Source organism: Alteromonas sp. ASW11-130, assembly GCF_026183735.1.
In the GTDB taxonomy this organism is placed as follows: domain Bacteria; phylum Pseudomonadota; class Gammaproteobacteria; order Enterobacterales; family Alteromonadaceae; genus Alteromonas.
Genome location: NZ_JAPFRE010000025.1, coordinates 98484 through 113904, shown reverse-complemented (window position 1 = coordinate 113904; position 15421 = coordinate 98484). Strand labels below are relative to the sequence as shown.

General features: G+C 43.3%; 14 protein-coding genes. 5 read left to right on the top strand and 9 right to left on the bottom strand.

The features are described from left to right. Positions 1–508: 508 nt before the first annotated feature. Both OPS28_RS08970 and OPS28_RS08965 read right to left on the bottom strand, forming a co-directional pair. A complete protein-coding gene (locus OPS28_RS08970) occupies positions 509–1747 on the bottom strand; it encodes an EAL and HDOD domain-containing protein (protein WP_265609153.1) in 1239 nt (412 codons plus the stop codon). A 184-nt stretch (positions 1748–1931) separates the two neighbouring features. Next, positions 1932–3152, bottom strand: coding sequence for an EAL and HDOD domain-containing protein (locus OPS28_RS08965; protein ID WP_265609116.1), 1221 nt, complete (start codon positions 3150–3152; stop codon positions 1932–1934). A 333-nt stretch (positions 3153–3485) separates the two neighbouring features. Here OPS28_RS08965 and rpoH point away from each other — a divergent pair, with 333 nt between their 5' ends. After that, positions 3486–4340, top strand: a complete 855-nt coding sequence (gene rpoH, locus OPS28_RS08960) for an RNA polymerase sigma factor RpoH (protein WP_265609115.1) — start codon at positions 3486–3488, stop codon at positions 4338–4340. 137 nt (positions 4341–4477) lie between these two features. On the opposite strand, the gene OPS28_RS08955 is transcribed toward rpoH, so the two are convergent. The 3 genes from OPS28_RS08955 to pip all read right to left on the bottom strand — a co-directional run bounded on the left by OPS28_RS08955 (position 4478) and on the right by pip (position 6893). Then, positions 4478–5407, bottom strand: coding sequence for a bifunctional GNAT family N-acetyltransferase/hotdog fold thioesterase (locus OPS28_RS08955; protein ID WP_265609114.1), 930 nt, complete (start codon positions 5405–5407; stop codon positions 4478–4480). Positions 5408–5484: 77 nt separating this feature from the next. Continuing rightward, positions 5485–5922 carry a D-aminoacyl-tRNA deacylase gene (gene dtd, locus OPS28_RS08950; protein WP_265609113.1) on the bottom strand — a complete coding sequence of 146 codons (438 nt, stop codon included), beginning with the start codon at positions 5920–5922 and terminating at the stop codon, positions 5485–5487. Then, entirely contained in the window at positions 5919–6893 is a 975-nt protein-coding gene (gene pip / locus OPS28_RS08945) for a prolyl aminopeptidase (RefSeq protein ID WP_265609112.1), read from the bottom strand. Before pip ends, dtd begins: the two co-directional genes overlap by 4 nt. Before the next feature lie 80 nt (positions 6894–6973). Between pip and OPS28_RS08940 the strand changes: the two genes are divergently transcribed. Next, positions 6974–7210, top strand: coding sequence for a hypothetical protein (locus OPS28_RS08940; protein WP_265609111.1), 237 nt, complete (start codon positions 6974–6976; stop codon positions 7208–7210). Between the two features lie 3 nt (positions 7211–7213). Beyond that, on the top strand, positions 7214–7858 hold the full coding sequence (locus OPS28_RS08935) for a DUF2959 domain-containing protein (RefSeq protein ID WP_265609110.1): 645 nt from the start codon (positions 7214–7216) through the stop codon (positions 7856–7858). 772 nt (positions 7859–8630) lie between these two features. On the opposite strand, the gene OPS28_RS08930 is transcribed toward OPS28_RS08935, so the two are convergent. Continuing rightward, positions 8631–9515 carry a virulence factor BrkB family protein gene (locus OPS28_RS08930; protein WP_265609109.1) on the bottom strand — a complete coding sequence of 295 codons (885 nt, stop codon included), beginning with the start codon at positions 9513–9515 and terminating at the stop codon, positions 8631–8633. Positions 9516–9606: 91 nt separating this feature from the next. After that, a complete protein-coding gene (gene metF / locus OPS28_RS08925) occupies positions 9607–10527 on the bottom strand; it encodes a methylenetetrahydrofolate reductase (protein WP_265609108.1) in 921 nt (306 codons plus the stop codon). A 158-nt stretch (positions 10528–10685) separates the two neighbouring features. On the opposite strand from metF, the gene metJ reads away from it, so the two are divergent. Then, a complete protein-coding gene (metJ, locus tag OPS28_RS08920) occupies positions 10686–11006 on the top strand; it encodes a met regulon transcriptional regulator MetJ (RefSeq protein WP_265609107.1) in 321 nt (106 codons plus the stop codon). A gap of 46 nt (positions 11007–11052) precedes the next feature. Here the strand turns inward: metJ and OPS28_RS08915 are convergent, their stop codons facing one another. Continuing rightward, on the bottom strand, positions 11053–12294 hold the full coding sequence (locus tag OPS28_RS08915) for a malic enzyme-like NAD(P)-binding protein (RefSeq protein WP_265609106.1): 1242 nt from the start codon (positions 12292–12294) through the stop codon (positions 11053–11055). Between the two features lie 349 nt (positions 12295–12643). Beyond that, on the bottom strand, positions 12644–12856 hold the full coding sequence (rpmE, locus tag OPS28_RS08910) for a 50S ribosomal protein L31 (protein WP_265609105.1): 213 nt from the start codon (positions 12854–12856) through the stop codon (positions 12644–12646). A 256-nt stretch (positions 12857–13112) separates the two neighbouring features. On the opposite strand from rpmE, the gene priA reads away from it, so the two are divergent. Next, the gene (gene priA / locus OPS28_RS08905; RefSeq protein ID WP_265609104.1) at positions 13113–15290 is read left to right on the top strand and encodes a primosomal protein N'; all 2178 of its coding nucleotides are present in this window, start codon (positions 13113–13115) and stop codon (positions 15288–15290) included. The last annotated feature ends 131 nt before the right edge of the window (positions 15291–15421 follow it).

Below are 15421 nucleotides of genomic sequence, written 5' to 3'. Positions count from 1 at the left end.
GTTTACTGTTGCAGCGTTGACCCAGCATACTTCTTTAAAGTTTATAACTGCCTCTTGGATTCGATTGTCTTAATTTTCTCAAAGAGAGAAATTGGAGCTTGATGCTGATTGACCAAGTACATATTAAATGTAGCGCATGCATTCCCAGCGAATAATCGCGTACGTAGCTAAAAAAGTAATAGCGTGGTGACTGATTTCAACCGTACCATCACTTTGCTACTTGCTACTTGCTACTTGCTACTTGCTACTTGCTACTTGCTACCCAATCTGTTCGTTTAACTCGTTCTGAAAAAAAAAGGTAGCAATACTAACCATAAGCTTGTACGACACTCGTCTTTATCCAGACACACGGTACATAATATTTCACCAGTAACATAGCGATGAAACGTGTTTAAATAGTTGGTGTCGATCCACCTACAGCCGCCGTACCCTTGCTTGAAACTCAGCTAATGAGATTTAATCCGGTCTTTAAACTAAATCGAATGGGGATTAAAGTTCAGCCTCCTATTTACCCAACAGCAGGACGTGGGAAATAAGCTGAAATGGAATTTCTGACGCCATTACCCCATACAATTGCTTGATTGTATAAGCTATGTAGAAATTTTTGGTCAATTTCCAATGTGTGGGACTGTTTCACCACATTCAGCCACAATGCACCTTCAAACGCTCTTACTAATTGTACGTAACTGTTGAATTCTTCATTTCTGCCCATCAATGCATCGTTCACCGTATCGGTTAAAGGCAGCTGCTTTAAAATCTCTTCCATGTTTTGGTCAAGCAAAGCGTCCAGTAGGGAGAATAAGCCCACTAGAAAGCCGATAGGAGGATTGGTATTAATTTTTCGTTCTTGAGACAATAAATCGAAGAACTTCGCCCTTACCAAGGACATGTGAATAAGTTCGAGGGGTTTATCGTCACCAAGATTGGCTAACGACAACAGAGCGATAAATTTCTTTATTTCAATTTCGCCCATGTAGTTTAGCGCATGGTTAAGGGAGGTAATTTTGTAGCGCTTGTTAATTGTTGGGTTATTAATAAACTTAAGCAGGATATAGCTTAGTGCCGCATCTCGTTCAATTATTTGGTTAACCCGATTTAAATCTAAGTGGGACTGAGAGCTTTCCCCCATTAAATCCACTAGGTTCATCTTAGACGCAGGTAACTGACGTTGGACCCGAGTCTCGGGTTGTGCGAAGAAGTAACCTTGAAATAGATCAAAGCCCAGGTCCCGACAGATATTAAATTGTTCGTGCGTTTCAACCTGCTCTGCTACCAAGCGGATATTTGAATCTACAAAGCGAGGAATATTTTTCTCAATTAGTTCAAAGCGGCTTTTCGAAACGTCCACTTTGACAATGTCCAGCAGCGGGAAAATCTCGTGTTTACCACTTATCATCATAGGATCATCAATCGCAAGCTTAAAGCCAAGCTGCTTTATATGTTGGCAGGCTTCAAACAGTCCCGTTTGATGGGATGGATTTTGTGTGATTTCTACTACCACAGTTTCGGGGTTGAGCGTTGTAGGAAACCGGGATATCAGAGTTTCTGAACTAAAGTTGATGAAAGATGTTTTTTCCCCGCAAATATCGTCCAACCCTAAGGCATTAAATCGCCGCGAAATATAGCGCACTTTTTCTGAATCTAATTCTGGATAGGTGCCACCTTTCCCGTCCCTGAAAAGTAACTCATATGCAAACACCTCTTTTTCGCGATCAAGGATCGGTTGGCGAGCAATAAAAGCAAACATGTTACTGAGATGATTCCTCACGACAAACACTTCTTTTTATAGTTATGGTAATGCCCCTATATGGGAAAGCCTCCTCTGGGGAGGTATCACTTTACCTCACGGCTAAATTATAATCTACTCTTTCACTACCTCAGTAGTGAGTAAGAACGAGTAGCTTTGCTGTGAGATGCGAAATGAAACCTAATTATTGATGTGCGCAAGCTTGCATAGACCGGCCCCACTTTATGGATTCATTGTAAAAACTGTGTAATAAGGACTGTTTAAGCTCATGTTTCGCAGCGAGTTTTTTTATCCCAGCCCAGTTAGCACTTTCAAAATGTGTAACCAAAAGTAGACAATCCTTGAGCAAGTTTTGTCTCCCGCAAAGCGCGTCTTTAACCTCTTCGCTTACCGGTATTTTTTTCATTAACCCTTCCATTGGCTGTTCCATAAGCGCATCTAGTAATGACAAAAGCCCGGTGAGAAAACCTATGGGAGGGTTATCGTTTTGTTTCAAAGCCACAGATACCAGCTCGCAAAATTTCGCCCGAACCAGTGACATTTGCAGTAATTCAGATGGCTGGCCTTCACTTAGATTAGCTAAAGCAATTAAAGCGATGAATTTTTTCACTTCCACTTCACCCATATAGGTCAGCGCATGTTTAAGCGAAGTAATTTTATTGCGCTTGTTAAACATGGGATTATTGATGAAGCGTAATAACAGATATGTTAGCGACACATCGCGCTCTAATATAGCATTCACTCTATCAAAATCCATTTTGATAGCAGCACTGGCGGTTAGCAGCTCCAGAAGGGTGACTTTTGAGGATTCTAACGTGCGATGGCGAACAAGTTCAGGATATGCCAGGAAATATCCCTGAAAATAATCAAAGCCCATTGCTTTGAATTTTTCGAACTCACTATAGGTTTCTATTTTTTCGGCCACCAGTTTAATGCGGCGTTCCTTTAATTCCGGAACAAGTTTGGCTATCTCCTCCGCCGACATCGTGGTGATATCAAACTTTATTATGCTGGTAAAAGGTAAAAACGGTCGCCACTTTTCGGTCGAGTCGTAATCGTCTAGTGCCAATAGAAAACCCAACCCACGTAGATGTTTGCATGCTTTTACAAGCTGATTATCAACCTTGATGGTTTCTAACACCTCAATCACCACTTGAGAAGCATCAAGCGAAGTGGGGAATCGATACATCAGCGTATCGCGATGAAAGTTAATAAATGCTAACTTATCACCCACTATTTCTTCTAAACCCAGGCTTAAGTGGCTGGAAGCTAAGAGTTTAGATGTGGCTTCATCGGGAGGAATATCGGGGAAACAGTTTTTTTCACCGTCACGAAACAGAAGTTCGTATGCGAAAACTTCTCGGTTCACGTCGAATATCGGCTGGCGGGCAATATATGCAAACATAGTATTCCTGTTAATTCTCCACCGCTAAAGTAAATGTTAGCGCATTTATCTGAATTTCGTGCATGCAGTTTTCTAACTATACTGCCATTTGAGGGTGATTTTTTCATCATTTGCGTCACGAAAAATGGCAACTCAATATGATAATTATCATTCACACTATGATTAAGATAGTTTAATCTGCATGCTCGTGGGAACTTTTTTATTCCAACGCAGGTCTTGATATTTACTCAAGGTACTCTATATTTCTTTTTCCGTAGAGTGGAGATTTTTCATTAAACTCGCAAGGTGTCTTTTGCAATGTTATACTCCGGCGAGTTTTAAAATGAGGTGATTATGAGCAACAATTTGCGATCTATGGCCCTGACTGTGCCTCATAACGGTAGTATTGAGGGCTATATCCAGGCAGTTAGCGGGATTGATATGCTATCTGCAGCAGAAGAACGTGATTTAGCTACTCGTTTGCGCGAAGAAGATGATTTGGGCGCTGCGAGAAAGCTGGTTATGTCGCATCTGCGTTTTGTGGTACATATTGCAAAATCTTACTCTGGTTATGGTTTACCTCAGGCTGACTTAATTCAGGAAGGCAACATTGGGCTGATGAAAGCGGTAAAACGCTTTGACCCTACTGTAGGAGTCAGACTGGTATCATTTGCTGTACATTGGATAAAAGCGGAAATTCACGAATTCGTACTTAAAAACTGGCGTATTGTGAAGGTAGCAACCACTAAAGCGCAACGTAAATTATTCTTTAACCTGCGCAAGGCGAAAAAACGTCTGGGTTGGTTTACTCACGATGAAGTGCAAACGGTTGCTGACGAGCTGGGTGTGAGTACCAAAGAAGTATTGCAGATGGAAGCGCGCATGAGCAGTCAGGATCAAGCATTTGATTTGTCTGCTGATGACGATGAAAGCGGTAGTTTTGCGCCTGTTCAGTTTCTCGAAGATAAGAGCGCTGACGTTGAAATGGATGTGATTAACAATGATTGGGATACTAACGCATCTAAGCGTTTGTATTCAGCCATCAAAACCCTTGATGAGCGTAGTCAGGATATCATCGAAACCCGTTGGTTGGCCGATAGCAAAATTACTCTGCAAGATTTAGCTGACAAGTATCAGGTTTCCGCAGAACGCGTTCGTCAAATTGAAAAGAACGCAATGAAAAAGCTGCAAGCAGCAATGGTAGCTTAAGCTTTTCATCTACCCACAAGGTCTCTTTTCCAGAGGCCTTTTTTGTTTGAAGCGACGAAGCCTTTTTACCTTTTTACCTTTTTACCTTCTTACCTTTTTACCTTTGATGGTATTTTTCAGATTTCGTCGCTAAGGTTTTACTCTTCTTCGGAAGCGGCTCTCTTCTTTTGTTTGGGTGGCAATACCCAATATACGCCTTTGAATTCTGCGACCGGATCATCGCCATCTAAAATATCTACCTGAACGGTCAATTTTGCTTTTTTACCTTTATCTAAACTAGTTAACTTGCCTGACAGTGTTTCAATGTTACAAATAGCTCTGGGCTTCATGGTGATAGGTTTATGGTAATGAATATCACCATCTCCTAATACGATATCACCTGGCGTTTTCTTTTCTTTTAATTGCAGAAATATCATTCCCCACCCTGTCAGTGTGGCTAAGGAAAAAATGCTTCCAGCAAACATAGTACCGTGAATATTAATATTTTTATTTAAGGACGCACGGGTTTCCAGCGTCCGGCCAGTAAACTGGTGAATTTTAATACCCATATGGTCGGTTATAGGAATAGTATCAGACCAGGTTTTTTGTAATTCCTTACACCAGTTAGGATGCATGACAAGGGAACTTAAATCGCTTAGCTTTTTAACCATCTGTTGGCGACGCAGTGTGCCTAATTCAGTGGGCGCTTCTCTTTCAATAGAAAAGCCACAGGCGGTAAAGAATGGAATAGAAATTTCTCGGCTGTTAGTGACTGCCCTTATAGCACCTAGATCTCGCGCTACAGCTTCTAACGCGCCAAGAATCATTTGTCCCAATCCTTTGCGCTGGTAAGCTGAATGTACTGCGATATGCCTAATCTGCGCCTCTTCGGCGGTGTTCAGGTGAACTCTGCCACACGCAACAATCTCGCCGGCAGTATTGATGATCATACGGTGCTCTGCAACTTGCTCGTACTCATCTTTTTCAGAGCCCGGGGGGAAATTCCACGGTTGTCTGAGATACGTCCAGCGAAAACTAAAGTAAGCTTCGAATTCTTCATCGCTTTTGGGTTTTACAACTCTAAACACTGACAAACCATACGTTAACCTATAATTAATCCATTAAACATGAGGGGGGATAACGAAACAAGACCTTTAACCTTTAATTAAACCTTAAATGAAAAGGTGACCGGACCATCATTAATTAGTGATACCTGCATATCGGCACCGAATTTACCAGATTGAGTGTGGATTCCTGTATTGGAAAGTGTTTCGATAAATTCGTCGTACATTTTCTCGCCATGTTCCGGCGTGGCACCTCTTGAAAAGCCAGGTCGGTTACCTTTACTGGTATCGGCCACTAACGTGAATTGTGATACCACCAGAATACTCCCATTGACTTGTTGCACGTTGAGATTCATTTTTCCATCTGTATCAGCAAAAAGCCGATAGTGCGTCACCTTTTTAACCAGCTTTTCGATATGGTCTGAACTGTCATCTCTTTCTATTCCTAAAAGTAACAGCAGACCTTGGTTGATTTGAGCCGTGATGGTATGTTCGACCATTACACTGGCTTGAGTCACGCGTTGAATAATGCCAATCATTGCTGCTCCCTGATAAAACGCGCCATATCCCGGCTGGCGCGACACAACGCATAACCAATCCCAGGTTCTGAAGTGCTATGCCCTGCGTCAGGAACCATTTGAAGCCTGCTATTTGGCCACGCTTTGTGTAGTAAGTAAGCGCCAGAAGGCTTACATATCATATCGTAACGGCCATGGATAAGGGTAGCAGGCAGATGAGCAATTTTGTCGATATTCTGCATGATAAAATTTTCTTCAATGAAACAATGATTGAAAAGATAGTGGCATTCCAACATTGCTAGGCTGGTAACAAGATGAACAGGATATTGGTTGGTTATATCACCCGTCCCCATAGGTAATACCAGTTTTGAAAGCCTCTCTTCCCAACAATACCATCGTTTTAACGCGGCAAGTTTGTTCACTTCGTTTTCGCTGGTAAAGGCATCTCTAAATGATTTTAAAATAACATGGGTGTCAGTAGGAGCAGGTACCCCCTGGATAAATTTTTGATAATATTCAGGAAAATATATTGCTCCGCCGCCATCGGCTGAAATGAACCAGTCAATATCCTCTTGCCTGCCTAAAAAAATACCTCGCAAAATTAGCCCGTAAACTGCGTTTGGATGCGCCATCGCGTAAAGCAAACCTAGCAATGTCCCCCAAGAGCCGCCGAACACTACCCATTTGTTAATGTTAAGTTGTTCACGTAATAACTCGATATCCTCCAGTAAATCTTGCGTGGTATTTTTTTCTACATCACCAAATGGGCGTGAGCGTCCGCAGCCACGTTGTTCGAAACCGATGATGCGATAGCGGCCTGAATCAAAGAAACACTTATAGTTGGGTGACAGGCCCGCTCCAGGCCCCCCATGAATGTATAAAACAGGAATACCATCTGGATTCCCACTTTGTTCGTAGTAAATTTCATGGTGCGAGTAAGTCTTTAAGTACCCACTTTGATAAGCGGCAATATCGGGATAAAGTCGTTTCATTTTATTTCAGTTCGTTGTCTGCCGCGTTAAATTAGTATATTAATGAAACATATTCTAATCATAATTGCGAGAGAGATGATATGTCAGGTCAAGGTTCAGGTGGAAATGTTATTGCCGCAGTATGCAGTTTTTTTATTCCCGGGTTAGGCCAATTAGTGCAGGGAAGAGTATTAAGTGCACTGGTGTTTTGTGTTCTAAGCTATGGATGTTATTCACTAGCAATGACAGTAATTTTATTTTTCTTCTGGCCGATTGGTTTAATTTTCCATATTTGGTCGATTATCAATGCTGCCAGATATCGAAGACGGGAACTATAAGTAATGAATAAACCTTCAATAGCCTTTGTTACGGGGCTTTTACTACTAATCCTAGGCGGGTGCCAGTCTGCTTATTACGCGGCGTGGGAAAAAGTAGGTGTTGAGAAACGCGAAATCATGGTGGATCGAGTAGAAGATGCACGTGAATCTCAAGAGGACGCTCAGGAACAATTCAGCTCAGCCTTAGAAGAATTTAGTGCGTTGATTAATTTTCAGGGCGGTGAATTGGAAGAGGTATACGATAGGCTGAATGATGAATATGAAGATAGTAAGGCTGCCGCTGATGACGTTTCCAATCGAATAAACAAGGTCGCTTCAGTGGCGGAAGCCTTGTTTAACGAGTGGGAAGAGGAACTTGACCGCTATCAAAACGAAAATTATCGCCGCGCCAGCGAGCAGCAATTACGCGATACGAAGCGAAAATATGAAACAATGCTAAGTGCTATGCGTAAAGCGGAAGGGACAATGACGCCAGTATTACGAAAACTGGAAGACAATGTACTGTTCCTGAAACATAATTTGAACGCCAGTGCGATTGGCTCATTAGAGAGTGAGTTAACGGTCATGCAAGCCGATATCCGCATACTGATCCGGAATATGAACAGCGCAATAGCTGAATCTGATGCGTTTATTGCTTCAATGAAGTAGCAGGCTAAAGATTACGTGGCTATCAGTCACGTAATGGGCGCTAAGTTTATTCCAGTTTTTACGTTTCATTCTTAGCTGACACTGCCTAGTTTATCTAGCAAGATTCGCTATTGTGTTATATAGCATAATGCATCTATTGATTTACTCGATCCAGTTTCACCAGCAGCGCAGGTGCAAAACGGGCAGCTTGCGCTCTATAAGGAAAAGGGCGAGCTGTGTCGCCTTAGCTACTCGATTCACCGCACTGTCACGAATGGGTTGAAACCGAAGAAAACGGTGCGGTCAAGCTAACTCTATATTGGCGCTAGCATCGTAAATTATTGCGTAGAACAATAACTTTCGCCGTTTATGAAACATTTGCTCTCGCAGTTGTTTTTCTGTATTTATCGACCTCTATAAACGTGGTTAGTTTTTAACCCTTTTGTTAGCTGAATAAATTGATAAGTGGTTCGCGTATTTGAGAAGCTTAAGACGGCGTTTTTTTACATTGCTTTATTTCATTTAGCTTATTTTCTTTGGACACAATGAAACACAACAATTTTAGGATCACGACACATTTCTGTAAGTGTGTACTCACTTTCGTTATTTTCCTCTTATATTCGACTTTAAAAACGGCATGGAAGGTGAGGTGATCCATTACGGTTACTATGTGTCCTCGCTGAGCAAGGTAAACTGATCGACTCGGATAAAGCGTCGTGCGGTTCAACAGTAGAAATGCCGTTGCTCCAAATGAGCTTATTGGGTGAGGGTTCGCTAAGGTGGTAAAAGCGAATTATTCGTTAGGTAATTCGCGAGGTTCTTCACTTGCTTTGTGTTCATCGAACGTGTCATTCAAGCTACAGGTAAATTCAGCGCCAACTAATACCACTATCCATGAAAGATAAACCCATAGAAATAAAATAGGAAGCGTCGCTAATGCGCCGTATATAACCTGATAGGAGGGAAAGTTGGTGACATAAAAAGTGAAGCCATTTTTCATTATTTCAAATAGAATTGTGGCGACCAAGGCACCCGGCAATGCGTACTTGGGGCTCACTCTACGGTTAGGCACGAGCATATACAAGATAACAAATGCCAACATGGTCGTCAGACTCGGCACCATTTTTAAGATGGTGGTGCCCAGCCCCGGCGTATACTCTTCAGCAAAGTTGGCGATACCCGAAAGATAAGACGTTACGACTACGCTTGAGCCGATAAGCATAGGACTAAGCGTAATCACCATCCAGTAAATAGCTAACGTATAAATTAACGGGCGTTCGCTGGGTGTGCGCCAGATCCTGTTGAGGGTTTTGTCAACATTAGAAATTAGCAAAAGGGCAACCACCAATAACGATAAAATACCGATGGCACTCATCTCTGCCGCATTGGCAACAAACGACAAGATATGCTCATGCACCACATCGCTGGCGGTAGGGACAAAGTTTGTGAAAATAAAATGTTCTAATTTACTTCTAACTGAAGCAAAAGCCGGGAAGGCAGACATCATTGTAAATGTCACCATAACAAAAGGGACAAGCGACAGGAGTGTCACATATGCGAGGTGTCCAGCAGATATGGTAATGTTATCGTTAGCACACCGTTGCACAAAAATACGACCAAAATCGCGGAAGCGATGATGATGCTTGTGCCACACGGCTTTTACCCTGTCTGTGTTCACATTACACTCCATTTACCTTTATAGTCGATACTGAACTAATTTAGTATCGCGCAATATGCATAAGTGTAACGGCTTGTTCAAATAGGTAAAACTAAATTTTTCTCAACAGCGTCGGTTCTTCTACCCATCCCTGCTCACGCTTACCCAACATGTGGCAAATGGCATAACTTAGCTCACATCGGTTAAGGGTGTAAAAGTGAAAATGCTTTACGCCTTCTTTTGCCAACACTTTAACCATATCCAAAGCGATATTCGCGCCAAGTAAATTACGGGTCGTCTGGTCATCTTTATCTAAACCATCGAAGGTCCGGTGAAGCCAGCGGGGAATATGCACATTGGTGAAGCCGGCAAATTTTAATAAGGTATGATAATTAGTGACCGGTAGAATACCGGGTACGATATCCAATTCAATGCCGGCCGCCGCCGCGCGGTCACGGAAACGTAAGAACACGCTGGTATCAAAAAAGAACTGGGTAATGGCTTCACTCGCCCCCGCCTGTGCTTTGCGTTTTAAATTTAATAAATCAAATTGTGAGTTCGGGGCTTCTGGATGCTTCTCTGGGTAGGCCGCTACAGACACATCAAAATTCGCTACATCCTTTAGCAGCTCTACTAAATCAGCCGCATACATCTCAGTCTTGCTTACTCCAGTAGGCAAATCGCCTCTTAATGCAACAATACGCCTGATCCCCGATGCCCAATAATCCTTTGCAATTTGACGAAGCTCTTCTTTAGACGCATCCACACACGTCAGATGGGGGGCCGCAGGTACCCCGGTTTCTTGATGTATTCGTTTAACCACATGATGTGTTCTATCCCTTTCGCCACTATTGGCACCATAGGTAACGGACATGTACGCGGGTTGGAGAGGCGCCAGGCGCTCTACAGATTTCCATAATGTTCGTTCCATTTGTTCAGTTTTAGGTGGGAAAAATTCAAACGATACATCGATATCCGTTAATTCGGCGAGTGACTGATTTAGGGCATCTATCCCCTGCGCATATGAAACCATTACTTTGATCACTTGTGAATGGACGTTTAGACGTCCAAATTATTCGATATAAGGATAGACGTCAAGAAGTTTACACTGCTTAATTGACCTTTTTGGGATATTGGTTAGAATTTCCAGACTTAACGACACCCTATAAAATAACTTTTAATGAGACCCTCATGGCAGAATGGAACGGTAAATATATTCACCCTTACGCTGAACACGGTAAAAAAAGCGAACAAGTAAAAAAAGTCACCGTCTCGATACCTACCAACGTGTTGAAGGTACTGACCGATGAGCGGACCCGCAGACAGGTCAATAATCTAAGGCACGCGACGAATTCAGAATTACTTTGCGAAGCCTTCTTGCATGCGTTTACTGGCCAGCCTCTTCCCGATGACGAAGATTTGAGAAAAGATAATCCCAACAGGATCCCCGCGAGTGCGCGAAGGATAATGGAAAAAATGGGAATTGAGCCAGAAGTAGAATCAGAGGATTAGGTTTATTCGAACAAGTGCCGGAGCTGATCCGGCACTTTCCTATCATTTATGCGTAGCTGGTGGGGAGTGTTTGCAGACGCGCCACCCCAGATTCGATAGCAGCGGTGGCTACAGCCTTGGCAATACGTCCACACAAACGCGGGTCCATTGGTTTGGGAATAATATAATCTTTTCCAAAGCTTAGGTTGTTACTTTTACTTGCTTTTAGTACTTCCTCCGGAACGGGTTCCTTCGAAATGGAACGAATTGCTTCCACCGCCGCCACTTTCATTTCATCGTTGATAGCGCTGGCCCGAACATCTAATGCGCCTCGAAAGATGAATGGGAAACAAAGTACGTTGTTGACTTGATTTGGGTAGTCAGAACGGCCAGTGGCCATGATTAAGTCGTCTCGTACACTGTGAGCCAGTTCAGGTTTAATTTCCGGATCAGGATTTGAGCAAGCAAACACAATGGGTTTGTCAGCCATTAACTTAAGAGCATCGGGCGACAAAACGTCAGGACCAGACACCCCTACAAAAATGTCAGCGCCTTCCATGACATCTTCAAGTGTGCGCTTATCGGTATTATTGGCAAACAGCTTTTTGTGTTCGGTAAGGTCTTCACGCCTTGTATGGATAACGCCCTTACGATCAAGCATATAGATAAGCTCACGCTGAGCACCACACTTGATAAGCAATTCCATACACGCTACAGCTGCGGCGCCGGCGCCCATGCATACAATTTTTGCAGAATGAATGTCTTTGCCCTGGATTTCTAGTGCGTTAAGCATTCCTGCTGCGGTCACAATAGCGGTACCGTGTTGGTCATCATGAAAAACCGGTACTTTACAACGTTTGATGAGCTCTTGTTCAATTTCAAAGCACTCGGGTGCCTTGATGTCTTCAAGATTAATGCCGCCAAATGTATCTGCAATATTGGCAACCGTATTGATAAATTCTTCGGTAGTGCGATGTTTTACTTCGATGTCGATTGCATCTAATCCAGCGAAGCGTTTAAAAAGCAGGGCTTTTCCTTCCATAACGGGTTTTGACGCTAATGGACCAAGATTACCTAGCCCCAGGATAGCCGTCCCGTTACTTATCACCGCCACCATATTGCCTTTGGCTGTGTATTTGTATGCTGCGTCAGCATCTTCAGCTATTTCTCGAACAGGCTCCGCTACGCCTGGGCTATACGCAAGTGCCAGGTCGTCTACGCTGTCAGCAGGTTTGGATAGCTCAACTTTGATTTTGCCTGGGGTAGGGTAGGCATGATAATCCAGTGCACGTTGTCTGAAATCTGACATTATGGCAATAGTCCTTACTGTGTAGGGTTGGTAAAAACGTTGTTATGCAATTTTTATGAACGTTGCCAGTTTTTTATTATTTTTACACTGCACATACACCTTAAATTAGGGGGTACAGCGGAATGTGATAACTGTTTATTACTACGCTCTTCGAATGGGCGGAACTCTATCACACCTTCGTTTCCTCAACATATCAGATGAGGTATGCAGATTTAAAGTATCGTGGTTGGAAAATAAACGGAAGTATTAGTTTTCAATTTCAGGCATTCATCAGGGTTATAGATGGAATAGAAACAAAAACGTCGGCTTGAAGCCGACGTTTGGAAGAATTTTGTTGGTAACGCAATTCTTATTTTTTGCCCAGTGCACCGAAACGCTTCTTGAAGCGATCAACACGTCCACCAGTGTCAACGTTACGTTGCTTACCAGTGTAGAAAGGGTGACAGTTTGAACATACGTCAAGGTTGATGTCTTTACCTAGCGTAGAACGAACTTTAATCGTATTACCACAAGAACAGTTTGCAGTAATTTCGTTGTAATCCGGATGGATATCTTGTTTCATGGTTTACCTCAAAATAAGGCCGTATCGCTATTCGACCCGAAGTCGAACACCATACGTTATTAACAATTGCAGAGCTTCAAAAGAAACCCCGCCAATAAAGGCCGCGCATAATAAGGGAAGCTTAAGTTTTGGTCAAGTGGTTTATCATGGTCTAATGTATTTGTAACCTACAGAGATTATTCTACTACTCTGCTATTTATTCGGTATGATTATCGGATTGTAATTTTGCTCAATATTTTGGTTCCGTTAGAATTTAATGTCTCAGTGGTTTGTTGAAGTCGCCGTACCTGTCCCTTTGCGTCAGACATTTACCTATCTTTCACTTAACAAGGTAAAGAAAGGGTGTCGCGTAACTGTGCCGTTTGGGAAACGTACGCTAGTGGGAATAGTAGTGGCGTCTCACTCCGACTTTAATGGGACAGTTGATAAGTTAAAACCTTTGCACGATATACTCGATGGTGAACCCGTTCTAAGCCCCATACTCTTAACCTTGTGCGAGTGGTTAACGCATTACTATCATCATCCTATAGGCGAAGTATTTCATACCGCGATGCCTGTTTTATTGAGAAAAGGCGAGATGCTGCCACGGGATACTCAACAGTATGTCAAGATAACGCAAACCCCAGAAACGTTGGTTATCGAGCAACTTTCACGCGCGCCAAAGCAGCTTAACTGCTGGCGGCATTGTAAGGACAATCCAGCCACGCTAGCTAAAATCACCAAATTGTACTCAGCATCTATTGTTAAAGCATTGGTAGACAAACAGTTATTAGAGGTTATTGAAAAGCCAACGATCAATGAGAGTTGGCACGAAAATATCAATATTACCGGCAAACCTATCGCGAACCGAGAACAAGCTGCAGCAATCGCCGCAATTAATCAACAGACGGGCTTTTCATCCTTCCTATTAGAGGGGATCACGGGAAGCGGCAAAACTGAAGTGTATTTGCAAGCGTTGGAAAAAGTACTTTTAGCGGGCAAGCAGGTGCTTATTCTCGTACCTGAGATTGGGTTGACCCCGCAAACGGTCAATCGTTTCGCCAACCGATTTGGAATTGACGTAGCGGTTCTGCACTCTCAGGTTACCAATCCAGAACGCTTGTTAATTTGGCAGCGAGCGTCTACCAATAAATTGGGGATTGTCATCGGCACGCGTTCAGCCATTTTCACCCCGTTTTCCAATTTAGGAATGATTATTCTGGATGAGGAGCATGACGACTCATTTAAACAGAATGATGGGCTGCGTTATCACGCCCGAGACTTAGCCGTAGTCAGAGCCCAAAAAGAGCAAATCCCATTGGTATTGGGTTCGGGGTCGCCATCGCTGGAAACCTTAAATAATGCCTTAACTAAGCGTTATCATCACTTACAATTAACTGTGCGCGCTGGTGCTGCGGTTATTCCGACGCAACATTTGCTGGATGCGCGGGATCAAAATCTGGAATACGGGTTAGCCCCTGGGACGATTGCTATTATTAAATCCCACCTTGAAGCTAATAATCAGGTACTGGTATTTATCAACCGAAAAGGCTATGCCCCAGCGTTACTCTGTCACCATTGTGGTCACTCGGTCGAATGTAAGCGCTGTGAGCAACCGTTTACCGTTTATCAGTCCCCACCCCGGTTGCAATGTCATCGCTGTGAGAAAACCAAACCACTGCCGCGAATCTGCCATGCGTGCGGAAGTAACGAACTGATTACCTCAGGCACGGGTACAGAACAAATTGAAGCAGGGTTGAACCGGTTATTTCCACAGTATTCCCAAATTCGAATCGACAGTGATTCAATCCGGGGCAAAAATAAACTTGCCAATATCCTAAGTAAAATAGATAAGCAAGAGTATCAGCTTTTAGTCGGCACCCAGATACTCGCGAAAGGCCATCACTTCCCACATGTCACCTTAGTGGTGGTATTAGGGTGTGATGGCGCCCTGTATAGTGCTGACTTTCGCGCCCCCGAAAAGCTTGCGCAACTGGTCACACAGGTAGCGGGCCGAGCCGGTCGGGCAAGTAAGCCGGGGGAAATGTGGCTACAAACTCATTCCCCTGAACATCCGCTATTACAAGATCTTATTTGCAATGGGTACCAGGCGTTCTCACGTTTTCTGCTTCAGGAAAGGCGTCATGTTGGCTTACCCCCGTATCGTGTCCAATGTGTATTACGTGCTGAATCAACCAATGCTGAGTTGGCCTACGATTTTCTTATGCAGGGGCGTCAGCTATTGACCGGGGGAAACACCCTCCAATTCGTCGGTCCGATTCCCGCCCTGGTTGAAAAAAAGCAAGGGCGATATCGCTTCGTTTTGATAATATCTGCCCATAAACGCTCCACGCTTCATCAGGCGCTGCGATATGGTATTCCTAATATCACACAACTCTCACTCTCTGCAAAAGTCAGGTGGTCAGTAGATGTCGATCCCATGGACTTTAATTAACCTATGTAACGGCGCGTTCATTAAAGAAGCGAAATAGCGATTAGATGGTGGATAAGTGAGCAGCATTTTTCATTTATCCACGTTACACTGTTGTTCCTAATTTATAATCTACCCTATGTTTGGAAAATACG